The 22,778-nt window shown below is 66.9% G+C and carries 21 protein-coding genes and 1 riboswitch; of the genes, 11 read left to right on the forward strand and 10 right to left on the reverse strand.

Translation table 11 applies throughout. The features are described 5' to 3' along the window. Positions 1-90: 90 nt before the first annotated feature. Genes XH93_RS32245 through XH93_RS32255 form a run of 3 tightly spaced genes read left to right on the forward strand, consistent with a single transcriptional unit; the run spans position 91 to position 2,974 of the window. A complete protein-coding gene (locus XH93_RS32245) occupies positions 91-1,683 on the forward strand; it encodes a gamma-glutamyltransferase family protein (RefSeq protein WP_194470544.1) in 1,593 nt (530 codons plus the stop codon). Positions 1,684-1,730: 47 nt separating this feature from the next. Beyond that, the gene (locus XH93_RS32250) at positions 1,731-2,585 is read left to right on the forward strand and encodes an enoyl-CoA hydratase-related protein (protein WP_194470545.1); all 855 of its coding nucleotides are present in this window, start codon (positions 1,731-1,733) and stop codon (positions 2,583-2,585) included. Beyond that, positions 2,582-2,974, forward strand: coding sequence for a PaaI family thioesterase (locus XH93_RS32255; protein WP_246799353.1), 393 nt, complete (start codon positions 2,582-2,584; stop codon positions 2,972-2,974). Before XH93_RS32250 ends, XH93_RS32255 begins: the two co-directional genes overlap by 4 nt. Positions 2,975-2,984: 10 nt before the next feature. Here the strand turns inward: XH93_RS32255 and XH93_RS32260 are convergent, their stop codons facing one another. The 4 genes from XH93_RS32260 to XH93_RS32275 form a co-directional block, all read right to left on the reverse strand. Continuing rightward, positions 2,985-4,274 carry an FAD-binding oxidoreductase gene (locus tag XH93_RS32260; protein ID WP_194470546.1) on the reverse strand — a complete coding sequence of 430 codons (1,290 nt, stop codon included), beginning with the start codon at positions 4,272-4,274 and terminating at the stop codon, positions 2,985-2,987. A gap of 14 nt (positions 4,275-4,288) precedes the next feature. Further along, positions 4,289-5,020 carry an amino acid ABC transporter ATP-binding protein gene (locus tag XH93_RS32265; RefSeq protein ID WP_194470547.1) on the reverse strand — a complete coding sequence of 244 codons (732 nt, stop codon included), beginning with the start codon at positions 5,018-5,020 and terminating at the stop codon, positions 4,289-4,291. Continuing rightward, positions 5,017-5,670 carry an amino acid ABC transporter permease gene (locus XH93_RS32270; RefSeq protein WP_194470548.1) on the reverse strand — a complete coding sequence of 218 codons (654 nt, stop codon included), beginning with the start codon at positions 5,668-5,670 and terminating at the stop codon, positions 5,017-5,019. Before XH93_RS32270 ends, XH93_RS32265 begins: the two co-directional genes overlap by 4 nt. A 194-nt stretch (positions 5,671-5,864) precedes the next feature. After that, a complete protein-coding gene (locus XH93_RS32275; protein ID WP_194470549.1) occupies positions 5,865-6,644 on the reverse strand; it encodes an ABC transporter substrate-binding protein in 780 nt (259 codons plus the stop codon). A 182-nt stretch (positions 6,645-6,826) separates the two neighbouring features. Between XH93_RS32275 and XH93_RS32280 the strand changes: the two genes are divergently transcribed. Continuing rightward, positions 6,827-7,498: a cupin domain-containing protein gene (locus XH93_RS32280; protein WP_246799354.1), complete on the forward strand. Its 672-nt coding sequence runs from the start codon at positions 6,827-6,829 to the stop codon at positions 7,496-7,498. A 159-nt stretch (positions 7,499-7,657) separates the two neighbouring features. On the opposite strand, the gene XH93_RS32285 is transcribed toward XH93_RS32280, so the two are convergent. The 3 genes from XH93_RS32285 to XH93_RS32295 are packed head-to-tail and all read right to left on the reverse strand — an operon-like array spanning position 7,658 to position 11,472. Then, positions 7,658-9,928 (reverse strand): xanthine dehydrogenase family protein molybdopterin-binding subunit, encoded by a 2,271-nt coding sequence (locus XH93_RS32285; RefSeq protein WP_194470551.1) that lies wholly within the window; start codon positions 9,926-9,928, stop codon positions 7,658-7,660. Between the two features lie 3 nt (positions 9,929-9,931). Further along, positions 9,932-10,978, reverse strand: a complete 1,047-nt coding sequence (locus XH93_RS32290; protein ID WP_194470552.1) for a xanthine dehydrogenase family protein subunit M — start codon at positions 10,976-10,978, stop codon at positions 9,932-9,934. Beyond that, positions 10,975-11,472, reverse strand: coding sequence for a (2Fe-2S)-binding protein (locus tag XH93_RS32295; protein WP_194470553.1), 498 nt, complete (start codon positions 11,470-11,472; stop codon positions 10,975-10,977). Before XH93_RS32295 ends, XH93_RS32290 begins: the two co-directional genes overlap by 4 nt. Positions 11,473-11,623: 151 nt before the next feature. On the opposite strand from XH93_RS32295, the gene XH93_RS32300 reads away from it, so the two are divergent. Further along, on the forward strand, positions 11,624-12,268 hold the full coding sequence (locus tag XH93_RS32300) for a TetR/AcrR family transcriptional regulator (protein WP_139485857.1): 645 nt from the start codon (positions 11,624-11,626) through the stop codon (positions 12,266-12,268). Between the two features lie 83 nt (positions 12,269-12,351). On the opposite strand, the gene XH93_RS32305 is transcribed toward XH93_RS32300, so the two are convergent. Both XH93_RS32305 and XH93_RS32310 read right to left on the reverse strand, forming a co-directional pair. After that, the gene (locus tag XH93_RS32305) at positions 12,352-12,549 is read right to left on the reverse strand and encodes a hypothetical protein (RefSeq protein ID WP_194470554.1); all 198 of its coding nucleotides are present in this window, start codon (positions 12,547-12,549) and stop codon (positions 12,352-12,354) included. Between the two features lie 34 nt (positions 12,550-12,583). Then, the gene (locus tag XH93_RS32310; RefSeq protein WP_139485855.1) at positions 12,584-13,027 is read right to left on the reverse strand and encodes a hypothetical protein; all 444 of its coding nucleotides are present in this window, start codon (positions 13,025-13,027) and stop codon (positions 12,584-12,586) included. Between the two features lie 469 nt (positions 13,028-13,496). Continuing rightward, a riboswitch (guanidine-I (ykkC/yxkD leader) is annotated at positions 13,497-13,609 on the forward strand. Between the two features lie 77 nt (positions 13,610-13,686). Between XH93_RS32310 and XH93_RS32315 the strand changes: the two genes are divergently transcribed. Genes XH93_RS32315 through uca form a run of 6 tightly spaced genes read left to right on the forward strand, consistent with a single transcriptional unit; the run spans position 13,687 to position 21,444 of the window. Next, complete coding sequence (locus XH93_RS32315; protein ID WP_194470555.1) at positions 13,687-14,763, forward strand: putative urea ABC transporter substrate-binding protein; 1,077 nt, start codon at positions 13,687-13,689, stop codon at positions 14,761-14,763. 30 nt (positions 14,764-14,793) lie between these two features. Then, the gene (locus tag XH93_RS32320) at positions 14,794-15,612 is read left to right on the forward strand and encodes an ABC transporter permease (RefSeq protein ID WP_194470556.1); all 819 of its coding nucleotides are present in this window, start codon (positions 14,794-14,796) and stop codon (positions 15,610-15,612) included. Next, on the forward strand, positions 15,609-16,442 hold the full coding sequence (locus XH93_RS32325) for an ABC transporter ATP-binding protein (protein ID WP_194470557.1): 834 nt from the start codon (positions 15,609-15,611) through the stop codon (positions 16,440-16,442). The genes XH93_RS32320 and XH93_RS32325 overlap by 4 nt, the downstream gene beginning before the upstream one ends. After that, positions 16,439-17,284 (forward strand): urea amidolyase associated protein UAAP1, encoded by an 846-nt coding sequence (locus XH93_RS32330; protein ID WP_194470558.1) that lies wholly within the window; start codon positions 16,439-16,441, stop codon positions 17,282-17,284. The genes XH93_RS32325 and XH93_RS32330 overlap by 4 nt, the downstream gene beginning before the upstream one ends. Continuing rightward, the gene (locus XH93_RS32335) at positions 17,281-17,898 is read left to right on the forward strand and encodes an urea amidolyase associated protein UAAP2 (RefSeq protein WP_194470559.1); all 618 of its coding nucleotides are present in this window, start codon (positions 17,281-17,283) and stop codon (positions 17,896-17,898) included. The genes XH93_RS32330 and XH93_RS32335 overlap by 4 nt, the downstream gene beginning before the upstream one ends. Positions 17,899-17,901: 3 nt before the next feature. Next, on the forward strand, positions 17,902-21,444 hold the full coding sequence (uca, locus tag XH93_RS32340; RefSeq protein WP_194470560.1) for an urea carboxylase: 3,543 nt from the start codon (positions 17,902-17,904) through the stop codon (positions 21,442-21,444). 398 nt (positions 21,445-21,842) lie between these two features. Here uca and gcvA read toward each other — a convergent pair whose 3' ends face one another. Beyond that, the gene (gcvA, locus tag XH93_RS32345) at positions 21,843-22,721 is read right to left on the reverse strand and encodes a transcriptional regulator GcvA (protein WP_194470561.1); all 879 of its coding nucleotides are present in this window, start codon (positions 22,719-22,721) and stop codon (positions 21,843-21,845) included. Positions 22,722-22,778: the final 57 nt, after the last annotated feature.

Below are 22,778 nucleotides of genomic sequence, written 5' to 3' on the forward strand. Positions count from 1 at the left end.
TTGTTGTTGCACTGACTGTGCCATGCTTGGCATGCTACGCCAACGCCAACCGCAACAAGAACGGCGAATGCAACGCCAGGAAGCAGTGCCATGTCCGACCAGTTCTCCAACTCGCAAGTGATCCGCAAACCCGCCGTCAGTTCCAGGGGCGGCATCGTCGCCGCGCAATCGCGCAAGGCCGCCGAGGTCGGCGCCGAGGTTTTGGCGGCAGGCGGCGATTGCGTCGACGCCGTGATCGCCACCACCTTTGCGCTTGGCGTGCTGGAACCCTGGATGAGCGGCGCCGGCGGCGGCGGTGCCATGGTGCTGTACCGCGCCCGCGAGAACCGCGTCGAGGTGATCGATTACGGCATGCGCGCGCCCGACAGCCTGCGCATCGAGGATTATCCGCTGAGCGCCAGCGGCGTTGCCTCCGACATCTTCCCCTGGGCGCGGGTCAAGGACGACCGCAACCTGCACGGACCCGGATCGATCGCGGTGCCCGGCGTGGTCGCCGGCATGGAGGAGGCGCATCGCCGCCATGCGAAATTGCCGTGGAAGGATTTGCTGGCGCCGAGCGTGAAGCTCGCGGGCGAAGGGCTTTTGGTCGATTGGTGGACCACCGCGATGATCGCGAGCTCGGCCGCCGATCTCCGGCGCTATCCGGCCAGCGCCGCAGCCTACTTGCAGGACGGGCTGCCGCCGAACGCGCAATGGGGCATCAAATCGGTGGTGCGGATGCCGCAGGACCGGCTCAAGGCGACGATGGCGCAGCTTGCGGCGGCCGGCGCGCGCGATTTCTACGAGGGCGATCTGGCGCGCTCGATCGCCGACGACATCCAGGCCGCCGGCGGCGCGCTGTCGGTGCGCGACCTCGCCGCGTTCCACGCGCACCTGCGCGAGCCGCTGAAAATCCCCTATCGCGGCGGCACGGTTTACGCGACGCCGGAACTGACCGCGGGCCCGACCATGGCGCGCACGCTCGGCCTGCTGCAGAAGGCATTCGCGCCCGCGCGCGGCGGCCCCGATGCCGTGGCCTACACCGCCTATGTCGAGGCGCTGCAGGCTGCCTATCGCGAGCGGCTGAAGGACATGGGCGACGTCGACGGCCGCCGTTCGCTCGGCGCCGAGGCGATCGCGCCGAGCTGCACCACGCATTTCTCCGCGGTCGACCGCGACGGCAACATGGCCGCGGTGACGCAGACGCTGCTGTCGACATTCGGCTCGAAATTCGTGACGCCGAGCACCGGGCTCACCATGAACAACGGCATCATGTGGTTCGACCCGACGCCGGGCAACCCGAACTCGCTCGCCGGCGGCAAGCGCTGCCTGACCAACTATACGCCCGTCGTGGCCGAGGCCGCCGACGGACGGCGCGTCGCCGCCGGCGCATCCGGCGGCCGCCGCATTCTGCCCGCGGTGTCGCAGCTTTTGTCCTTCGTGATGGACTTCGGCATGGACCTCGACGCTGCAATTCACCAGCCACGGATCGACGCCAGCGAGGGCGCGGTGGTGATCGGCGATGTCCGCCTGCCCGCCGCAGTGCGCGAGGCGCTGCGCGGCCGCTTCGACTATGAAGAGGCGCGGATCCAGAATTTGCCGATGAAGTTCGCCTGCCCGAGCCTCGTGCTGCGCGACGGCACCACCAACAGCGGCGCCACCGAGCCGTTCCAGCCGTGGAGCGATGCGGTGGCGGAGCAGTAATCCGATCGCAGTTGGCACAAGAACAGCGTCGTCAAAAGGAGGCCGCCATGAGCTACGAACAGATCACGTGCGACATCGACGGCTCCGTGATGATCCTGACGCTCAACCGACCGGACAAGCTCAATGCCTATACCGGGACGATGGGCGCCGAGATCGCCGACGCCTTCCAGCGTGCCGACATGGATGACAATGTCCGCGCCGTCATCGTCACCGGTGCCGGCCGTGCGTTCTGCGCCGGCGCCGATGTCTCTGGCGGCGCGAAGAGCTTTGACACGTCGGGCAGCCACGGCGCCGGCGTGTTCGCAAGCGCCGGCCAGCGCAGCGGCCGTTTCGTCGAGGCGATCTTCAACTGCCGGAAACCCTCGATCGCCGCGATCAACGGCGCTGCGGTCGGGGTCGGCATCACCATGACGCTGCCGATGGACGTGCGCATTGCCGCAAGGGGCGCCAAGGTCGGCTTCATCTTCGCACGCCGCGGTCTGGTGCCGGAGGCCGGCAGCGCCTGGTTCCTGCCCAAACTCGTCGGGCTGCCGCAGGCATTGCGCTGGTCGCTCTCCGGTCGCACTTTCGATGCCGACGAAGCGCTCAAGGGGGGCCTTGTCAGCGAGGTCGTCGAGCCCACCGCGCTGCTGGATCGCGCGCGGCAGATCGCCGAGGAGATGACGGCGGAGACCTCTGCGGTATCGGTCGCGCTGACCCGGCAGTTGCTGTGGCGCTTCGCCGGCGCACCCGATCCCTTCGAATTGCTCGCGATCGACAAGCCGATGTCGATCGAGCGCGGCGGCCACCCCGACGTGCGCGAAGGCGTGCAGTCCTTCATCGAGAAGCGGAAGCCGGCCTTTCCGGGCAAGGTCTCGGAGGACATGCCGAGCCAGTATCCGTGGTGGCGGTCGGCGACATGAACGATCAGAGCACAGATGTGCCGCCGGGCGCCCAGCTTCTCGGACGCGAATGGTTGGGCTTCGATGGCGAGACCGCATCGATCCGCTTCCAGGCGCACCCGTCATTCACCAACCGGCACGGAACGATCCAGGGCGGCTTCCTGGCGGCGATGCTGGATTCGGCGACCGGCCTCGGCGCGCTGGCCGCGCTTCCCTCGACCCAGACCGTGGTGACGAAGAGTTTGAACACCCGCTTCCTCAAGGCCGCAAGCGTCGGCCCGATCATCGCAAAGGCAAGAGTGGTCTCCCGCACCGAGCGCGACATGATTGTCGAGGCCGACCTGATCGATGCCCAGGACGTGACGGTCGCCAAGGCGACGGCGGAGCTGAGAATCCTCGCGAAAAAATAGCTCGCGGGTTTCACACCCCGAGCCGGTCGCGCACCCGCCCGGTCAGCACCGCGGCGGTGACGCCGACGCGCCAGAAGGCGTGCAGCGGGATCGGCTTGATGCCCGTGACGGGCATGTCGATCTCGCACTTGCCGTCGATCAGGCGGCGGGCGAGCTGCGCACCCATCGCGGTCGAGAGCGCGACGCCGCGGCCGTTGCAGCCGAGCGAGATCAGGAGGTTCTCCGCGGGCTGATGCACGTGCGGATAGTGATCGGCGGTGATGGCGAGGCGGCTGTTCCAGCCATGGGTCCAGGCGACGCCGGCAAGCTGCGGCCACAGCCGTTCGGCGTAGCTGATGAGATAGGCGACGTCGGACGGCTTGCTGATCCAGCGCATCGGGCCGCGGCCACCCATCAGCAGGCGATTGCGCTGGTCGATGCGGTAATAGACCGTGATGTGGCCGCTCTCGTACAGCACCGGCCGCCCCGGCATGATCGAACGTGCGACGGCGTCGGACAGCGGCGCGGTGCAGGCGATCGAGGAAAACACCGGCACGATGCTGCGGCGGAGTGCTGGCCAGAGATCATCGGTAAATCCATTGGTCGCGAGCAGCACCTTGTCGGCATGCACCACCGCGCGCGGCGTCTCGATCCGCCAGCGGCCGCCGTCGCGGGTCAGCCGCCGCGCCGGCGTCTCGCCGTGCACCGCGGCGCCGGCGTCGATCGCGGCACGCGCCAGCCCGCGCGCATAGCTCAGCGGATGCAGATCGCCGCCGCGGGCATCGAGCATGGCGCAGAGATAGCGGTCGCTGCCGGTCATCTCGCGGATCTCGGCGGCGTCGAGCAATTTGACCGGCATGCCGCGGGCGATGCATTGCTTGGCGGTGGTCGCGATCGCCGCCGCGCTGGCTTCGTTGTAGGCGGCGCGCAGCGTGCCGTTCTGCCGCGCCTCGCAGGGGATCTGGTAGCGGCGGATCAAATCATGCGTGAAATTGGTGGTGCCGTAGGAGAAGTCGATCATGCGGCGGCCGAGATCGGCGCCGAAATCGGCCTCGATCTGGTCGGGATCGTGCTTCAGCCCCGGATTGGTCTGCCCGCCATTGTTGCCGGAGGCGCCCCAGCCCGGCTCCTGCGCCTCCAGCACGGTCGCTGACACCCCCTGCTCGGCAAGATGCAGCGCGGTCGACAGCCCGGTGAAGCCGCCGCCGATGATCGCAACCGGCACACTCTTGTCGGCGGTCAGCGGCGAGGTCGGCGTCGGTTCGACTGCGGTGTCGGCATAGAGGCTCGGTGGCAGCGGCAGGCGGACAGGTGGAGACATAAGATGCGACCGGATCAGAGCGGATGCAGCACGCGCCGCAGAAAGTCTTGCGTGCGCGGGTGCTGCGGCTGGTTGAGGACAGATTTGGCGGCGCCCTGCTCGACGATGACGCCGCCGTCGATGAACAGCACGCGGTCGGCGACGTCGCGGGCAAAGCCCATTTCGTGGGTGACGACCACCATGGTCATGCCGTCGTCGGCGAGCTTGCGCATCACCGACAGCACCTCGCCGACCAGTTCGGGATCGAGCGCCGAGGTCGGCTCATCGAACAGGATCGCCTTCGGCTGCATCGCCAGCGCGCGGGCGATGGCGACGCGCTGCTGCTGGCCGCCGGATAGTTTTGGCGGATGCACGTCGGCCTTGTCGGCGAGCCCGACCTGCGCCAGCAGCGCGCGGCCGCGCGCGATCGCCTGATCGCGCGGCTCCTTCTTCACATAGAGTGGGCCTTCGATGACATTCTCGAGCGCGGTGCGATGCGGGAACAGATTGAAGCGCTGGAACACCATCGAGACCTGGGTGCGGATCGAAACGATCGAGCGGTCGTCGCGGTTGACCCGCGCGCCTTCGACGGTGATGTCGCCGGCATCGTAGCTTTCGAGGCCGTTGATGCAGCGCAGGATGGTCGACTTGCCGGAACCCGACGGCCCGATGATGCACACCACTTCGCTCTTGGCGACGGACGCGGTGATGCCTTTCAGCACCTCGACCTTGCCGAAGCTCTTATGGACATCCCTCAGTTCAATCATTTCCGGTTCGCCTTGTTCTCAAAATGCCGAACCAGCAGGATGAGCGGAATGCTCATGGTGAGATACATCAGCGCGACCAGCGTGAACACGCTGGTGTTTTTGAAGGTCGAAGAGGCGATCAGCTTGCCCTGCAGCGCGAGCTCGGCGACCGTGATGGTCGAGGCCTGCGAGGAATCCTTCAGCATCATGATCATGATGTTGCCGTAGGGCGGCAGGATGATCCTGACCGCCTGCGGCAGCACCACGCGGCGCATGGTGAGCCACCAGCCCATGCCGATGGTCTGCGCCGCCTCGATCTGCCCCTTGTCGATCGCCTCGATGCCGGCGCGGAAATTTTCCGCCTGGTAGGCCGAATAGGCGATGCCGAGCCCGATGATCGCGGCCTGCAGCGCTGATAGCGCGATGCCGAAATCGGGCATCACGAAGTAGATGTAGAACAGCAGCACGATGATCGGGATGCCGCGGATCACGTTGATCAGCGTGGCGCTGAGACCGACGAAGAAGCCGATGCCGGAGACCCGCATCAAGGCCCACACCAGCCCGAGCACGGTCGACAGCAACAGCGAGCCGATGGTGACGACAATGGTCAGCCAGACGCCCTGCAGCAGGATCGGCACGAACTCGACCGCGTCATGGAAGAATTTTTGCATCGGCTAAGTGTGCGGCTTCATAGGGATGGCGAGCGAGACGCTCCAAATGCATCCGCGCGCGTCATTGCGAGGAGCGGCAGCGACGAAGCAATCCATCCCTCCGCGTGTGCCGGCCGATGGATTGCTTCGCTTCGCTCGCAATGACGTGGAGAGAGTCACGTGTTCAAACTCGAGCACGTTCGCGGCCTGCTGTATCACGACGCGTTGGCTTTCTGGCCCCACTTCTCCAAGATCTTCGCGATCGTGCCGTTGGCCTTCAGCTTCGCCAGCGACGCATTGATCTTGCCGAGCAGTTCGGTGTCGCTCTTGCGCACGCCGATCGCGACCGTGCCGACGGTGACCGGCTTGTAGCTGTCGACCAGGCGGACGTCGGCGAAATTGCCCTGCTGCAGATTGTAGGCGAGGATCGGATAGTCGGCGAAGCCGGCCTTCAGCCGCCCCGAATTGACGTCACGCAGGATGTCCGGAATGGTGTCGTAGACCTTGACTTCGCTGAACAGCCCAGTCTTCTTCAGCGCATCGACGAACGCGGTGCCGACCTGGGCGCCGACCACGGTGCCCTTCAGGTCCTCCTGCGAGCTGTAGGCCTTGCTGTCGGTCTTCGGCACCATCAGCCCCTCGCCATAGGTGTAGACGGCGTCGGAGAAGTCGATCACCTCTTTGCGCGCCGCGGTGGCGAACATCGCGGCGGCGATGATGTCGATCTTGTTCGCGGTCAGCGAGGGGATCAGCGCCGAGAACTGCATCGGCTCGATCTGCACGGTGAAGCCGGCGTCCTTGCCGATCTCGGTGGCGAGATCGACCATGATGCCCTGGATCGAGTTGGTCTTGGTGTCGAGGAAGGTGAAGGGGATGCCGGTCGGCGTCGAGCCGACCTTGAGCACCTGCTGCGCCTGCGACGGCGCGCTCAGGGCCGGGATCGAGACAAGGGCAAGCGCCGCCAACGCGGCCTGGACGAGACGCTGAAACGACATTGCACGACCTCCCGAAGCTGGTCCCGGCGCCGCATCGCCCGCGGTTTCTGAGCTTGTTGTTGCGGGCGACGCCGTTCCGGCCTATTTTCACCAATATGAAATTGTGGTCACGAAATCGCGGCCAATGCAAGCGGTTTTCATGCACATGAAGGAAGCGGATTGACGTGAGCGGCGGCAAGAGAATGCGCAAAGCGGCGGCAGCGCGGCCCGCGACGGCACGCCGCGCCGCGAAAAAGCCGGCCGGAAAACCTGTCAGAAAGCCGGCCAGCAAGCCGGCCGAGCCGCCGATGGATCTCGCGGTCGGCCGCCGCATCCGCGACCTGCGCCGCGGCAAGGCGATGTCGCTGGAGACGGTGGCGGCACGCACCGAGCTGTCGATCGGCTTCATCAGCCAGATCGAGCGCGGCCTGTCGTCGCCCTCGCTGCGCGTGCTGGCAACGCTCGCCGACGTGCTCGGCGTCGGCATCGCGGCGCTGTTCGGTGCCGCGCCGAATGACGACAGCACCGGCGGCGTCGTCACCCGCGAGCCGCAGCGCGCCGAGCTGAAACTGTGGCGCACCGGAATTTCAAAGCAATTGCTGAGCCCGGCCGGCAGCGAGAGCCGGCTCAATCTGTTCCTGGTGCATCTCGAACCCGGCGGCAACACCGGCGACGAGTTTTACACTCATGACGGCGAGGAAGCCGGTCTCGTGCTATCAGGCGAGATGACGCTGACGGTGGATACGGAGACGTGGACGCTGAAGCAGGGCGACAGTTTTCGATTTGCCAGCCGCCGGCCGCACCGGTTTTCCAATCCCGCGCGTGATGCCAAGGCCGTGGTGCTGTGGGTGAATTGCGTGACGGCGGCGGGATGACACCGTCGTCCTGGCTTTTCGCCAGGACGACGGTGGGGATAGTTCTCGCTCAACCTCTCCGCCGTCATTGCGAGGAGGGTAAGCGACGAAGCAATCCATCGTTCCGCACGCGCGGTGAAATGGATTGCTTCGCTTCGCTCGCAATGACGGTGAGAGGGGTCAGCCTCCCAACCCCATCACCACCTCCTCGATCCGGATCGGAAACCGCCGCACGCGGACGCCGGTGGCGTGCCAGACGGCGTTGGCGACGGCGCCGGCGCTGCCGGTGATGCCGATCTCGCCGACGCCCTTGATGCCGAGCGCGTTGACGTGCGGATCGTGCTCGTCGACGGTGATGACGTCCATCGGCGGCACGTCGGCATTCACGGGCACATGATACTCGGCGAGGTTGGCGTTCAGGATGCGGCCCGAGCGATGATCCATCACCGCCTCCTCATGAAGCGCGAACGACAGGCCCCAGATCATGCCGCCATAGAGCTGGCTCTGCACCAGCAGCGGATTGATGATGCGGCCCGCGGCGAAGGCGCCGACCATGCGCGTGGCGCGGATCTGGCCGAGCTCCGGATCGACCTTGACCTCGGCGAAGACTGCGCCATGCGCATGCATCGCATATCGCGACTGCGCCGCCGGATCGGCCGCGCCGCTGCCGGTGCCGTCGACCTCGGCGAGCCCGGCGCGCGCCAGGATCTCGGCATAGCCTTCGCTCCGAGCCTCGTCGTCGCGGCGATGCAGCCGCCCGCCGCGCGCAATCACGCCGGCATTGCCGGCGCCGAACAGCGGCGAACGTTCATCCGATGTCGCAAGCTCGGCGAGCTTGGCAATCACCGCCGCGCCGGCATTGTGGATGGCGGCGCCGACGGTTGCGGTATGCCCCGAGCCGCCGGCGATGCCGGCATCCGGCAGATCGGACGAGCCGGAGCGGAACGTCAGCTGATCGAGATCGAGGCAGAGCGAGTCAGCCGAGATCTGCGCCAGCGCGGTCCAGGCGCCCTGCCCCATGTCGTGCGCGCCGGTCTCCATCACGCCCTTGCCGTCGGCGCGGATCACGGCGCGGGCATTGCCCTGGAACATGATCGCCGGGAAGGTCGCGGTGCCCATGCCCCAGCCGACCAGAAAGCCGTTCTCGTCGCGCATCTGCTTCGGCGCAAGCGGACGCCGCGCCCAGCCGAAGCGTTCGGCGGCCTTGGCATAGCACTGCCGCAGCGCCTTGGAGGAGAACGGCTTACCGGTGGTCGGCTCGACCTCGGCGTAGTTCTTCAGCCGAAACTCCAGTGGATCGATACCGCAGGCGAACGCCGCCTCGTCGATTGCGCTCTCCAGCGCGATCGATCCGGTGGCCTCGCCCGGCGCGCGCATGAACAGCGGCGTGCCGGTGTCGACGCGCACCGCTTCATGCGCGGTGTGGATCGCGGGTGCGGCATAGAGCGTGTGCGAAGCGTCGGCGGCGGGCTCGTAGAAATCGTCGAAGCTCGAGGTCACGATCCGCGCGTGATGATCGATCGCGGTCAGCATGCCCGCATCATCAGTGCCGATGCGCAGCCGCTGCCGGGTCGGCGGGCGGTGGCCGACCGGGCCGTACATCTGGCTCCGCCGGAGCACCAGCTTGACCGGACGCCCGACCAGTTTGGCCGCCATGATGCCGAGCACCTGCGGCCCGGAGATCAGCCCCTTGGAGCCGAAGCCGCCGCCGAGGAACGGGCTGTTGACATGGATGTTGCCGGGCGGAATGCCGAACAGCCCGGCGACGCGCATCTGCGCGAACGCCATGCCCTGGCTCGGCGTGTCGATGAACAGGCGGTCGCCGTCCCACACCGCGACGATGGCGTGCGGCTCCATCGCGTTGTGATACTGCGCCGGCGTCTCGTAGGTCGCATCGGTCACCTTCGACGCTGCAGCAAGGCCGGCATCAATATCGCCGACGACGACTTCAGCCGGGTTGCCGATCCCGACCACCGGCGGCGCATAGGCCTCGCCGGCCTCGAGGCCGACGCGCGCGATCTCGACCTGGTAGCGCGGCGACAGCAGCGCGGCGCCTTCGGTCGCGGCCTCCAGCGTCTCGGCGATCACGACCGCGATCGCCTGGTTGGCGTAGCGCACCGCATCGCTCTGCAACAGCTCCATGCGGAAGGCGAACGGATTGCCCTTGGCGTCGGGGTCTTCCGCCAGCTCGGGCTTGTGCGACGGCGTCATCACGTCGACGACGCCGGGATGGCGCTTTGCCGCGGCGACATCGAGCGAGGTAACACGGCCGCGCGCGATGCAGCTCGTCGCGATCACGGCATAGAGCATGCCGGGCGGATGATTGTCGGCGGCGTAGCGCGCCTTACCGGTCACCTTCAAAATGCCATCGGTGCGGGTCAGCGGCTGGCCGATGTTCGAGCCATGCCGGAGATGGGCGGGGTCGCGGGTCAGACTGATCTCAAGCGTCATGCGTCAGGCTCCTGCAACGGAGGAGAAGGGAGAGCCGGGCAGCGCGGGAATGCGCGCCGGGGTGCCTTGGGCAGCAAGCGAGAGCGCGCGCACGACGATGCGCTGCGCGAGCTCGATCTTGAAGGCGTTGTCGCCGGACGGTTTTGCATCGGCGAGCGCAGCGCGCGCCGCCTCGCGATAGAGGGCAGCGTCAGGCGAACCGCCTGCGAGGATTTGCTCGGCCTCGCGCGGCCGCCACGGCTTTGCGGCGACGCCGCCGAGCGCGAGCCGCGCCTCGCCGATCTTGCCGTCCCCGATACGCAGGTGTGCTGCGGCAGAGACAACGGCAAAGGCATAGGACGTGCGCTCGCGCACCTTGATGTAGCGCGCATGCGCGGCAAAGTCCTTGGCCTGGGCCGGCAGCCGTAGCGCGACGATCAGGTCGCCGCGCTCCAGTTCGGTCTCGCGGGCCGGTGCGTCGCCGGGCAGACGGTGCAGCGCCTCGAGCGGCAACTCGCGCCGGCCGTCCTTGCCCTCGATCTCGACCACGGCGTCGAGCGCGACCAGCGGCACGCAGAAATCGGACGGATGAGTCGCGATGCAGCCCTCGCTCCAGCCGAGCACCGCGTGCAGGCGGTTCTCGCCCTTCAGCGCGTCGCAGCCGGCGCCCGGCCAGCGCTTGTTGCAGGCGCTGCCGACGTCATAGAAATAGGCGCAGCGCGTCCGCTGCATCAGATTGCCGCCGACGGTCGCGGCATTACGAAGCTGCGCCGATGCGCCGGACAGCAGCGCCTCGGCGACCGCCGGATAGGCGTAGGCAAATTCGGCGTCATGGGCGAGATCGGCGTTGCGCACCAGCGCGCCGATCCGCAAAGACCCGTCGGCAAGACGCTCAATGCGGTCGAGCCCGGGCAGCCGCGTGACGTCGACCAGCCGGCTCGGCCGGCAGACGCCGCCCTTCATCAGGTCGAGCAGATTGGTGCCGGACGCCAGATAGGTCGCGCCCTTCTCGCTGGCCGCCGCGATCGCCTCGGTGACGTTGGCCGGCCGGACATAATCAAAGTTCATCATGCGGAGCGCCTCTGCTTTGCGTGTGTCATGTTGGCCTGCGCGTCGAGCACGGCCTCGGTGATCCCGGCATAGGCGCCGCAGCGGCACAGATTTCCGCTCATGCATTCGCGGACGCGCTCCGGATCATCGCCGGCCTGGCCTTCCTGGATCAGGCCGATGGTGCTCATGATCTGGCCCGGTGTGCAGAAGCCGCACTGAAAGCCGTCATGGGCGATGAAGGCGGCCTGCACCGGATGCAGCTGGTCGCCCTGCGCGACGCCCTCGATGGTTGTGATCTCGGCGCCGTCATGGCTGACGGCGAGCGCGAGGCAGGAATTGATGCGGCGGCCGTCGACCAGAATGGTGCAGGCGCCGCACTGGCCGCGGTCGCAGCCCTTCTTGGTTCCGGTGAGATCGAGCCGCTCGCGCAGCAGGTCGAGCAGGGTGACGCGGGGGTCGTCGAGAACAATGTCCCGCCTGACGCCGTTGATGGTGAGGCTGATGGGAAGATTCATGCAGGGCTCCGATCCGTGTATGGTCGGTTGAATCGAGGCAACACGGCGCCGTGGCCCGCCGATGGAGGGTCGGCGCGCCTTGTCAGGCCGGATGCTGGTCGCCATATACGGAGGCATCCTCCGTTTACAAGGGAGGGTGAAAAGAAAAACGATGGCCGGTCGCTCAACAGAAATTGTTCGCAAGCCGCGCGCCGACGCGGTGCGCAACCGCGAACGCGTGCTGGAAGCTGCCAAAGCGGTGTTCTCGGCCGGCGGCAGCGAGGCGAGCCTGGAAGCGGTGGCGCGGCAGGCCGGCGTCGGCATCGGCACGCTCTATCGCCACTTCCCGACCCGCGAGGCGCTGTTCGAGGCGGTCTATCGCCGCGAGGTCGAGCAGCTCGGCGATCTTGCCGAGCAACTGCAATGCGCGCCCGAGCCGGTCGAGGCGCTGCGGCGCTGGATGCGCGCCAACGTCGAGTTCGTCGCGACCAAGAAGGGCATGATCTCGGCGCTGGCGCTGGTCGCGCACGGCTCGACCGAGCTGTACGCCTATTCGTTCGACCGCCTGACCAAGGCGATCGGCACCCTGCTCGCCCGCGCGGTCGCGGCCGGCGAGATCCGCGGCGACATCAGCGCCGAGGACGTGCTGCGCGCGCTGATCGGCATGTGCTACATGCACGACCAGCCCGGCTGGCAGGCGACCGCGCTGCGGCTGCTCGATGTGTTCGTGGATGGTTTGCGGGTGCGGCCGGCGGGCAAGACGGCCGCGGCGGCGAAGCCCGCGAAGAAGAAGGTCAGTCGACGGTCGTCACGTTAGTTATCGTCCGTAGCCCGCATGAGCGAAGCAACATGCGGGACCAGCAGCCCCGGATATCGCTTCGCTCATCCAGGCTACGCCGTCTATGCTGCCAAATCAGGGCCGCCCGGTGCGCGGCCGCACCAGCCCATGACGATGTCCTGCGCCGTGCGCCGGCGGCGCGGCAGCGTGTGCCGCGCGATGGCGACCTTCGCGAAAGCCGAGGCCTGCGCGGGGAATTGCCGCTGCTCGCGCGCGAGCGTCATCCACTCGCGAATGATCGCGCGTCGCACCTTGGACATGTTGGAATCCTTCGAGGAGAAGCAGCGTCTTTCGTCAGGCCGCCAATTGCAGCGGCCGCGCCTGCAGCCGGCGCGCCGACAGCGCGCAGCCGCATTCGTGCACGATGTCACGTCCGATCACAAAACCGCGGCTTTGCAGCGAACCGCGCAGACTTTCGTTGGCCGACGCCTTCTGGGCATCGAGCCAGACCACCAGCACCGCGCGGGCGCCGAGGTAGTTCGTCAGCCAGTCCAACGTCGTGTCGAGCGTGCGCAGCGGACGGCGCCGCCAGTCGACCAGCGCGGTGTCATACTGGCCGGCCGGACGGCCACAATTGCCGGTCGCCGCCGCGCGCAGATAGCCGCGCCGGTGCAGATCGAACATCAACTCCATGCTCTTCGCGCCGGCAACGAGGATGCGCTGCTGCGTCGAGCAGCCGGCAAGCGCAATCATCGGCTCGATTATCCTGTCGCCCGCGGCGGCCTGAATGGAAGGCATGCTATCACCCGTTGGTTTCGCGCCCGCGCCGATCGGTCCATAGAACTCGTCGCGGGCGCGCTTGTCTCGCGGGCAATAGGGCGGGATATGAATTCGAGAGCGCTGCGGGCTCAGCCGCATATGAAGCGCATAGGATGATCGGCGCGACGGCGATCGCGCGGGGCGGCGAAGAGGCCTAGCGGTTGCCGAGGCCGCAATGCGGCGTCCGGCCATAACGGCCGTGCAGTCCGCGCCAGAAGCCGTCACATAACACGCGCAACAGGGTGCGCATCGAGGCTGCTCCCCAACAGGTGAACGTCACGATCGTGCGCGCGCCGCCGGCGAATTGACAGAGCCAATTTCCGGCAGCTGCTGCACAGTCTTTAGGCACGATGCCCGCGCGCGGTAGCAAATCGGACGGCCGGCGCGGCTGAAATCTCTTGCGATTCAACCGAGCGAGCCGTGGCACGGCTCGTGCATCACAGGGTGGTGAGTTGGCCGCTAGGGTTCCGGTCTTGCAAGCAGCAAGGCGCTGGTCCGAGAGCAGCCGCTTGCGGGGGAGACATCCCCGCAGGTGCACGGCGGGACAAAAGCCCGGGAGACCTCGTTAGCCAAGGGATTGGCGGAGCGATGGTCTTTCGCCACTCCCTTTTTGTGAAATTTCGCAAGAGGGATCGGCAATGAACAAACTCACCATCTTCTTTCGCTCTGTCATCATCGCCTGCGCCGTCGTGCTTGCTGCGGCGGCGCCCGCCGCCGACGCCGCACCGAAGAAAAGCTTCAAGGTCGCCTGGTCGATCTATGTCGGCTGGATGCCGTGGGGCTATGCCGCCGACACCGGCATCGTGAAGAAGTGGGCCGACAAATACGGCATCGAGATCGAGGTCAAGCAGTTCAACGACTACGTCGAATCGATCAACCAGTACACCGCCGGCGGCTTCGACGCCGTGACCATCACCAACATGGACGCGCTGTCGATCCCCGCCGCCGGCGGCGTCGACACCACCGCGATCGTGATGGGCGACTTCTCCAACGGCAACGATGCCGTGATCCTCAAGAACAAGTCCGATCTCGCCGCGATCAAAGGCCAGAGTGTCAATCTGGTCGAATTCTCGGTGTCGCACTATCTCTTGGCGCGCGCGCTGGAAAGCAGCAAGCTGAGCGAGAAGGACATCAAGGTCGTCAACACGTCGGATGCCGACATGGCGGCCGCCTACAAGACCGCGGACGTGAGCGCTGTCGTGACATGGAATCCGATCGTCACCGAAATCCTCGGCTCGCCCGACGCCAAGAAGGTGTTCGATTCCTCGCAGATCCCCGGTGAGATCATGGATTTGATGGTGGTCAACACCCAGGTCGCCAAGGACAATCCCGCCTTCGCCAAGGCGCTGGCCGGCATCTGGTACGAGACGATCTCCAAGATGACGGCGAACGACGAGGCCGCGAAGGCCGCCAAGGAGGCAATGGCCAAGGCCTCCGGCACCGACCTCGCCGGCTTCGACAGCCAGCTCGCGTCGACAAAACTGTTCGACAAGGCGGCGGATGCGGAAGCCTTCACCCGCAGCCAGACCGTCGGCGCGACCATGGACCGCGTGCGCAAGTTCCTGTTCGAGAAGGACCTGCTCGGCAAGGGCGCGAAGTCGGCCGACGCCGTCGGCATCGAGCTCGCCGACAAGTCGGTGCTGGGCGACAAGTCGAACGTCAAGCTGCGCTTCGATCCGACCTACATGGACGACGCCGCCAAGGGCAAGCTCTGACCGCGGAATAGCTTTACGCAGGAGCTCGCCATGCGACTTGTGAACATACGGCCGGGCCGGCAGACGCGATTCTATCTTCTCGCGCTGCCGTTCGTATTGGTCGCAATCGCCTACTTCGCCGGCTCCACCGCGCGGCTCGCCGAGAATCCCAACGACAAGCTGCTGCCGGCGTTGCCCAGCATGGTGCAGGCCGTCAAGCAAATGGCGTTCGAGATCGACCCGCGCTCCGGCAGCCATCTGATGCTGTCGGACACGGTCGCGAGCCTCGGGCGGCTGGGCTCGGCGCTGGCGATCTCGACCGCGGCAGCCCTGGTGCTCAGCATAGTGATCGGGCTGTTGCCGGGTGCCAATGCCCTGCTCGGCCCGTTCGTCTCCGTCACCTCGATGGTGCCGCCGCTGGCGCTGCTGCCGATCCTGTTCATCGTGATGGGGCTCGGCGAGAACTCCAAGATCGCGCTGATCGTGATCGGGACGTTGCCCTGTATGATCCGCGACCTCGCCATGAAGGTGCAGGAGCTGCCGCGCGAGCAGATCGTCAAGGCGCAGACGCTCGGCGCCTCGACCTGGCAGATCGCGCTGCGGGTCGCGGTGCCGCAGACGCTGCCGCGGCTGATCGACGTGCTGCGGCTGCAACTCGGACCGGCCTGGCTGTTTCTGATCGCCGCCGAAGCGATCGCCTCCGACTCCGGGCTCGGCTACCGGATCTTCCTGGTGCGCCGCTATCTCGCGATGGACATCATCATTCCCTACGTCGCCTGGATCACGCTCCTGGCGTTCCTGATCGATGCCGGTCTGCGCGTGCTGCAGCGCCGAGCGTTTCCGTGGTTTGCGTCGGTGAGGGCCGAATGAGCGCGATCCGCTTCGACGACGTCTGGAAGGAATATGGCGATCACATCGTGCTCGAACGCATCACGATGGAAGTCGAGCCGCGCGCGTTCATTGCGCTGGTCGGTCCCTCCGGCTGCGGCAAGACCACGCTGCTCAGGATGCTGCTCGGCGAGGAGCAGCCGACGCGCGGACAGATTTTGGTCGACGGCAAGCCGCTACCCGGCGAACCGGACGCCGACCGCGGCGTGGTGTTCCAGCGCTACTCGGTGTTTCCGCATCTGACCGTGTTGCAGAACGTCATGCTCGGCCGCGAACTGCGCGACTCGAAACTGATCGGCCGCCTGTTCGGCGCGGCGCGGCGCGCGGCCAGAGACGAGGCCATGGCGCTGCTGGCCGAGGTCGGGCTCGCCGGCCAGGAGAACAAATATCCGTCGGCGCTGTCGGGCGGCATGCAGCAGCGGCTCGCGCTGGCGCAGGCGATCATGCGCGGCCCAAAGATCCTGCTGCTCGACGAGCCGTTCGGCGCGCTCGATCCGGGCATCCGCGCCGACATCCATCTGTTGATGAAGCGCCTCTGGAACGAGACCCATCTGACGGTCGTGATGGTGACGCACGACCTCAGCGAAGCCTTTGGCCTCGCCACCCGCGTGATCGCGCTGGAGCGGCACCGTAACCGGCCGGAAGAACGCGAACGCTATGGCGCGACCGTGTCGCGCGACCTCGAGATCTTTCCGCGCCGTTTTGCAGACGCGCGGCAGGACACCAATCCAGCTCCGGCCGGGACGACCCGGTCAAGCAAGGAGCATCAGCCGGGACGACCCGGCGCCCTTGTCTTGAAGGAGCAGTCATGATCCTCACCGAGGAACAGAAGGCCGAGGTCGCGGCGCATACGCGGCGATACAACGAATTGAAGGCGGCGGGACAGGAGCACGCACCGCGCGCACTGCCGGCGCCGACCCAGCGCGACGCCGCGCCGATTGACGCCAGGGCGGTCATTCACCGCGAGAAAATTCCAGCAGGTTGGTACTGGACGACGCGCCTCGACCGCGGCGACGCCTTGCGTATCGTCAACACGTCGGGAACATCATGCGTCGCCCTGTTGGCCTGGAATGCCGTCGATCCCTCGGAGCGGCTGAATCACGCGGACACCATCAAGGTGCAGTGGGCGGCGCGGCTGCAGAAGGGCCGCGTGCTGCTCTCGGATATGGGACGCGCGCTGCTCGGCATCACCGAGGACACCAGCGCCGCGCATGATGCGGTGGTCGGCGGCTCGACCGCCGCGACCAACGCGGCGAAGTACGGCGACGGCGCGTTCCGCAACACCCGCGACAATTTCATCCTCGCAGCAAGCAAGCTCGGGCTCGACCGCCGCGACGTGCATCCCTGCGTCAGCTTCTTCGCGCCGGTTGCGATCGATGCCGACGGCAAGTTCATCTGGTCCGAACAGCGCCGACAGAAGGGCGACTTCGTCGACCTGCGCGCTGAGATGGATCTGCTGGTCGCGCTGTCCAACTGTCCGCATCCGCTCGATCCCGCGAACACCTATCCGCAGGCGGACGTCGGGATCGTGCGTTATCGGGCGCCCGCGCCTGCTGCCGACGATCTGTGCCGCACCGCGACCGCGGAAGCGGTTCGCGCCTTCGAGAACAACGCGATGTATCTCGGCCAGCCCAGCGAAGGAGCCGTGCGATGAGCAAGCGCATCATCCTCGACGTCGAGATTGCCGCGCGCAAGCCGTGGTCGGCCATCATCCGCAAGGGGCAAACGCTGCGGATCACGGATACCCACGGCCAGCAGGCCGTCGACACCCTGTTCTACTGCGCCGACGATTTTGGCGAGCGCTACAGCGGCCAGGATACGCTGCGCGCGCAGGGCTCGGCCTATGTCGGACTCGGCACCAGGATCATGTCGAACGAAGGACGCGTGATGCTGCGCGTGGTGGCCGACAGCTGCGGCCTGCACGACACCTCGGCCGGCGCCTGCTCCTGCGAAAGCAACACCGTGCGGTTCGGCCACCAGACCCGCTACCAGCATGCCTGCCGCGAGAACTTCGTGCTCGAAGCCGCAAAATACGGCCTGTCGAAGCGCGACATCGTGCCCAACCTCAACTTCTTCATGAACGTGCCGATCGATCCCGCCGGCAACTTCACCGTGGTCGACGGCGTCTCCAAGCCCGGCGATACCATCGAGCTGGTCGCGGAGATGGACGTGCTCTGCCTGATCTCCAACTGCCCGCAGATCAACAACCCCTGCAATGGCTTCTTCCCGACGCCGGTGCAGGTCACGATCTTCGCGCCGGAGTCGTGAGGCATGTTCAGCAAGGTCCTGATTGCCAACCGGGGCGAGATCGCCGGGCGGATCGGCAGAACATTGCGGCGGATGGGCATCGGTTCGGTCGCGGTCTATTCCGATGCCGACCGCTTCACCTCCCCTGTGCTCGAGGCCGATGAGGCGGTGCGGATCGGCCCGGCGCCGGCCGCCGAGAGCTATCTCAGCGTCGACGCGATCATGGCGGCCTGTCTTGCGACGGGGGCGCAGGCCGTGCATCCCGGTTACGGCTTTCTCTCGGAGAACCGCCGTTTTGCCGAGCGGCTCGCCGAGCACGGCATCGCCTTCATCGGGCCGCGGCCGGAGCATCTCGACGCCTTCGGGCTCAAGCACAAGGCCCGCGCCATTGCCGAAGCCAGCGGCGTGCCGCTGCTGCCGGGCTCCGGCCTGCTCGAGACCATCGACGAGGCATTGCTGCAGGCGGAGACGATCGGCTATCCCGTGATGCTGAAGAGCACCGCCGGCGGCGGCGGCATCGGCATGCAGCTCTGCCATGACGCGGCGACGCTGCGCGAGCGTTTCGAATCGGTGCAGCGCACCGCGCGCGCCAGTTTTGGCGACGCCCGGGTCTATCTCGAGCGGTTCGTCGCCACCGCGCGTCACATCGAGGTGCAGATCTTCGGCAACGGCAGGGGCGACGTAGTGGCGCTCGGCGAGCGCGACTGCTCGCTGCAACGGCGCAACCAGAAAGTTTTTGAGGAAACCCCCGCGCCTGGGTTGTCCGCCGAGATCAGGCAGCGGCTGCATGCCGCCGCGGTGGCACTCGGCAAGGCCGTGTCGTACGAGTCGGCCGGCACCGTCGAGTTCATCTACGACGTCGCGCGTGAAGACTTCTACTTCCTCGAGGTCAACACCCGCCTGCAGGTCGAGCACCCCGTGACCGAGCAGGTTTTTGGCGTCGACCTCGTCGAATGGATGATCCGGCAGGCCGCAGGCGAGGATGTGCTGGGCCAGGCTGGCGACCTCTCGCCGAAGGGCGCGGCGATCGAGGTGCGACTTTACGCCGAAAATCCCGGCGCAGGCTTCCGCCCGAGCGCCGGGCGGCTGACCTCCGTGGTGTTTTCACCGGAGGCGCGGATCGACGGCTGGATCGAGACCGGCACCGAGGTGTCGCCGTTCTACGATCCGATGCTGGCCAAGATCATCGTTGCCGGCGACACCCGCGACGATGCAATCGCGCGGCTGACCAAGGCGCTCGACGACACCGTCGTCGCAGGCATCGAGACCAACCTCGCCTATCTGCGCGCGATCGCAGCGTCCGAGGTGTTTCGCAGCGGCAAGGTCGCGACCTCTGTGCTCGGCGAATTCAGCTATCGCCCGCGCACGATCGACGTCGTCGCGCCGGGTGCGCAGAGCGGCATTCAGGAATTGCCCGGCCGCCTGCATCTCTGGCATGTCGGCGTGCCGCCGAGCGGGCCGATGGACGAGCGCTCGTTCCGTCTCGCCAACCGCGCAGTCGGAAATCCGGAAACGACGACCGCGCTGGAGCTGACCGTCAACGGCCCGACGCTGCGCTTCAACACCGATGCGACGGTGGCGCTGTCGGGCGCGCGCATGAAGGCGTCGCTCGACGGCGCCGAGGTCGCGTTCGACGAGCCGGTCACGGTGCGTGCGGGACAGACGCTCGCGATCGGCAGCATTCACGGTCCCGGGCAACGCAGCTATCTCGCCGTTCGCGGCGGCTTCGACGTGCCGGAGGTGCTGGGGTCGCGGGCCGTGTTCACGCTGGGCGCATTCGGCGGCCACGCCACCGGCGCGCTGAAGGCGGGCGACGTGCTGCATGTCGGGGCCGAACGGCCCGGCCTCGCCGCGCCGCAACGGATCGCTGAGAGCGAACGGCCGCAGCTTGCGCGCGCATGGGAGATCGGTGTCGTCTACGGCCCGCACGGCGCGCCGGACTTCTTTCTCGACGAGGACATCGAAACGTTGTTCTCGGCGAGCTACGAGGTGCATTTCAACAGCGCGCGCACCGGCGTGCGGCTGATCGGCCCGAAGCCGCGCTGGGCGCGCGCAGACGGCGGCGAGGCCGGGCTGCATCCGTCGAACATCCACGACAACGCCTATGCGGTCGGCTCGATCGATTTCACCGGCGACATGCCGATCATCCTCGGTCCTGACGGACCGAGCCTCGGCGGTTTCGTCTGCCCGGCCGTGGTCGCGCGCGACGAGCTCTGGAAGATCGGGCAGCTCAAGCCCGGCGACACCGTGCGCTTCGTCGCCGCGCGGCGTGACGATCCGATTGCCGGTCCCACCGTGCTGCGCGCGTCCGATCTCGGCTCGGCTATCGTCGGACGCAACGACGACGGCCCTATCCCGGTGGTCTACCGCCGCGCCGGCGACGACAATCTGCTGGTCGAGTATGGCCCGATGGAGCTCGACATCGCGCTGCGGCTGCGCGTGCACGTGCTGGCGCAGGCGCTGGAGGCGGCAAAACTGCCGGGCCTGATCGATCTGACGCCCGGCATCCGCTCGCTGCAGATCCACTATGACGGCACGTCGCTGTCGCGGCGGAAACTGCTCGACGCGCTGCGCAGCGTCGAGCAGGAGTTGCCGCCGGTCGATGCGATGCGCGTGCCGAGCCGCATCGTCCATCTGCCGCTGTCCTGGAAGGACCCGCAGGCCGAGCTTGCGATGCGCAAGTATCAGGAGCTGGTGCGGCCGGATGCGCCGTGGTGTCCCTCGAACATCGAGTTCATCCGCCGCATCAACGGGCTCGCCAGCGAAGACGACGTCCGCCGCATCGTGTTCGACGCCAGCTACCTCGTGCTCGGCCTCGGCGACGTCTATCTCGGCGCGCCGGTGGCGACGCCGATCGACCCGCGGCATCGGCTGGTGACCACGAAATACAACCCGGCGCGAACCTGGACGCCGGAGAACGCGGTCGGCATCGGCGGCGCCTATATGTGCATCTACGGCATGGAAGGACCGGGCGGCTACCAGCTGTTCGGGCGCACCATTCAGGTGTGGAACAGCTGGCGCACGACACCGGCGTTCAAGCCGGGCCATCCGTGGCTACTGCGCTTCTTCGATCAGATCCGCTTCTTCCCGGTCGATGCCGACGAACTGCTCGACGCCCGCGCTGCATTCCCGCACGGGCAATATGACGTCAGGATCGAGGACGGCGAGTTCAGCTACGCCGAGGTTGCAAAATCCCTGGCCGGGGCGCGGCCGTCGATCGCGGCGTTCAAGGCGACGCAGCAGGCCGCATTCGATGCCGAACGCCAGCGCTGGCGCGAGATGAAGCTCGACGAGGCGCCGGCCGAATCGATCGATGCGGCGGCGAGCGCGACCGGCATTCCCGACGGCCATCTCGGCGCCTTTTCGGAGGTGCCGGGCAACATCTGGAAGATCCTGGTCGAGGAAGGCTCAACGGTCGCGCCGGGCGATGTGCTGGCGATCATCGAGTCCATGAAGATGGAGATCAGCGTGCAATCACCCGCCGCCGGCCGCATCACGTCGCTGCCGGTCAAGCCCGGCCAGACCCTGCGCGCCGGCGACGTCGTGGCGTTGATCGAGCCGGCATAGTCGCCGTCGCGAGGGGGTGCCCCCAAATGCCGAAAAACAACCCCATGCAAAGTAGCCGACGGCGGTAGTCGGGTGTGCGATCAGGCAGCTATTCGACCAGGTGCTGTCGACCAGGTGCTTGACATGTCGGGCAAGTCAGGGATATTCTTCCAATATTCCGAAATTGTATAAACCCCTCATCCCCAAGCTTGTCGCTATGGGATCGCAGTATTGCCGGCATTGCAGTCGGCCCCCTCTCCCGCTTGCGGGGGAGGGTTGGGGTGGGGGTCTCTCGACGAATCGTATCGCGGAAATAGCCCCCACCCGGATCACATCTGCGATGCGATCCGGCCTCCCCCGCAAGCGGGAGAGGCGAAGCGAGCCTGCGGTCCGCCTGATTCAGCCGATCTCATCGCGCGTCAGCCACGCTGCGCCTCCTCGATCAGCCAGTCGCGGAACGCGCGCAGCGCCGGGTTGGACTCCGACGCAACCGGGTAAACCGCGTAATGACAATAGGCTACGCGCAGGCTGTGGTCGGACAGCCGCACCAGTCTGCCGGCCAGGATGTCCGAGCGCGTGAACGACTTTCGCCCGAGCGCGATGCCCTGCCCCATCACCGCGGCCTCCATCAGCGCGTTGCTATCGGTGAAGGAGGTGCCGGCGATGTCGCGATCGAGCGTAAGCCCAGCGGATTTGAACCAGGCGCGCCATGACAGATTGCGATCGATCAGCAGCGGCCCCGCCAGCATCGCGACCGGATCCTTCGGCAGCCGGCCGCCGTTTAGGCTGGGGCTGCACACTGGAAAGAACGCCTCGTCGAGCAGCTTGATGGCGCGCAGCCCCTTCCAGTCGCCGGTGCCGAACCGGATCGCGATATCGACGCCGTCGGATTTGAAGTTGGCCAGCGGCTGGCCGCTCTTGATGTGGAGATTGATGTTGGGAAACCGCGCGGTGAAACGCGACAGCCGCGGCACCAGCCAGCGCGCCGCCATCACAGGCAGCAGGCTGACGGTGAGTTCGGCATCTCTCCGGCGGGTCTGCAGGCTGCCGAGCGCGGCGCCCAGTTCCGAGAACGCGCCCTTGACGCCGGCCTGCAATCGAAGCGCGGCCGGCGTCGGCATCATCCGGTTGCCCTGCCGCTCGAACAGCGTCAGGCCGAGGTCCTCTTCAAGCTGGCGGATGCGCTGGCTCACCGCGCTGTGGGTGACGTTAAGCTCGCGCGCCGCCTCCGAGTAGCTGCCGTGGCGGCAGGCCACCTCGAACACCCGCAAGGTTTCCAGCGGCGGTAACGGTGCCATCAGGCAATTGTTAGGAACGCTAACAAGTGCTGTCAAATCATATCGTTCGCGCCGCGG

The organism is Bradyrhizobium sp. CCBAU 51753, from assembly GCF_015291565.1.
GTDB lineage: Bacteria > Pseudomonadota > Alphaproteobacteria > Rhizobiales > Xanthobacteraceae > Bradyrhizobium > Bradyrhizobium ivorense.

Bases quoted from the DNA above. Each gene is read 5' to 3' on its own strand.
- XH93_RS32265 (WP_194470547.1), bottom strand. From the start codon at position 5,020: ATGATTGAACTGAGGGATGTCCATAAGAGCTTCGGCAAGGTCGAGGTG.
- XH93_RS32335 (WP_194470559.1), top strand. From the start codon at position 17,281: ATGAGCAAGCGCATCATCCTCGACGTCGAGATTGCCGCGCGCAAGCCG.
- XH93_RS32330 (WP_194470558.1), top strand. From the start codon at position 16,439: ATGATCCTCACCGAGGAACAGAAGGCCGAGGTCGCGGCGCATACGCGG.
- XH93_RS32250 (WP_194470545.1), top strand. From the start codon at position 1,731: ATGAGCTACGAACAGATCACGTGCGACATCGACGGCTCCGTGATGATC.
- XH93_RS32320 (WP_194470556.1), top strand. From the start codon at position 14,794: ATGCGACTTGTGAACATACGGCCGGGCCGGCAGACGCGATTCTATCTT.
- XH93_RS32300 (WP_139485857.1), top strand. From the start codon at position 11,624: ATGGCCGGTCGCTCAACAGAAATTGTTCGCAAGCCGCGCGCCGACGCG.
- XH93_RS32325 (WP_194470557.1), top strand. From the start codon at position 15,609: ATGAGCGCGATCCGCTTCGACGACGTCTGGAAGGAATATGGCGATCAC.
- XH93_RS32275 (WP_194470549.1), bottom strand. From the start codon at position 6,644: ATGTCGTTTCAGCGTCTCGTCCAGGCCGCGTTGGCGGCGCTTGCCCTT.
- XH93_RS32260 (WP_194470546.1), bottom strand. From the start codon at position 4,274: ATGTCTCCACCTGTCCGCCTGCCGCTGCCACCGAGCCTCTATGCCGAC.
- XH93_RS32305 (WP_194470554.1), bottom strand. From the start codon at position 12,549: ATGTCCAAGGTGCGACGCGCGATCATTCGCGAGTGGATGACGCTCGCG.
- XH93_RS32270 (WP_194470548.1), bottom strand. From the start codon at position 5,670: ATGCAAAAATTCTTCCATGACGCGGTCGAGTTCGTGCCGATCCTGCTG.
- XH93_RS32290 (WP_194470552.1), bottom strand. From the start codon at position 10,978: ATGATGAACTTTGATTATGTCCGGCCGGCCAACGTCACCGAGGCGATC.
- XH93_RS32295 (WP_194470553.1), bottom strand. From the start codon at position 11,472: ATGAATCTTCCCATCAGCCTCACCATCAACGGCGTCAGGCGGGACATT.
- XH93_RS32245 (WP_194470544.1), top strand. From the start codon at position 91: ATGTCCGACCAGTTCTCCAACTCGCAAGTGATCCGCAAACCCGCCGTC.
- XH93_RS32280 (WP_246799354.1), top strand. From the start codon at position 6,827: ATGCGCAAAGCGGCGGCAGCGCGGCCCGCGACGGCACGCCGCGCCGCG.
- XH93_RS32315 (WP_194470555.1), top strand. From the start codon at position 13,687: ATGAACAAACTCACCATCTTCTTTCGCTCTGTCATCATCGCCTGCGCC.
- gcvA (WP_194470561.1), bottom strand. From the start codon at position 22,721: ATGGCACCGTTACCGCCGCTGGAAACCTTGCGGGTGTTCGAGGTGGCC.
- XH93_RS32310 (WP_139485855.1), bottom strand. From the start codon at position 13,027: ATGCCTTCCATTCAGGCCGCCGCGGGCGACAGGATAATCGAGCCGATG.
- XH93_RS32255 (WP_246799353.1), top strand. From the start codon at position 2,582: ATGAACGATCAGAGCACAGATGTGCCGCCGGGCGCCCAGCTTCTCGGA.
- XH93_RS32285 (WP_194470551.1), bottom strand. From the start codon at position 9,928: ATGACGCTTGAGATCAGTCTGACCCGCGACCCCGCCCATCTCCGGCAT.
- uca (WP_194470560.1), top strand. From the start codon at position 17,902: ATGTTCAGCAAGGTCCTGATTGCCAACCGGGGCGAGATCGCCGGGCGG.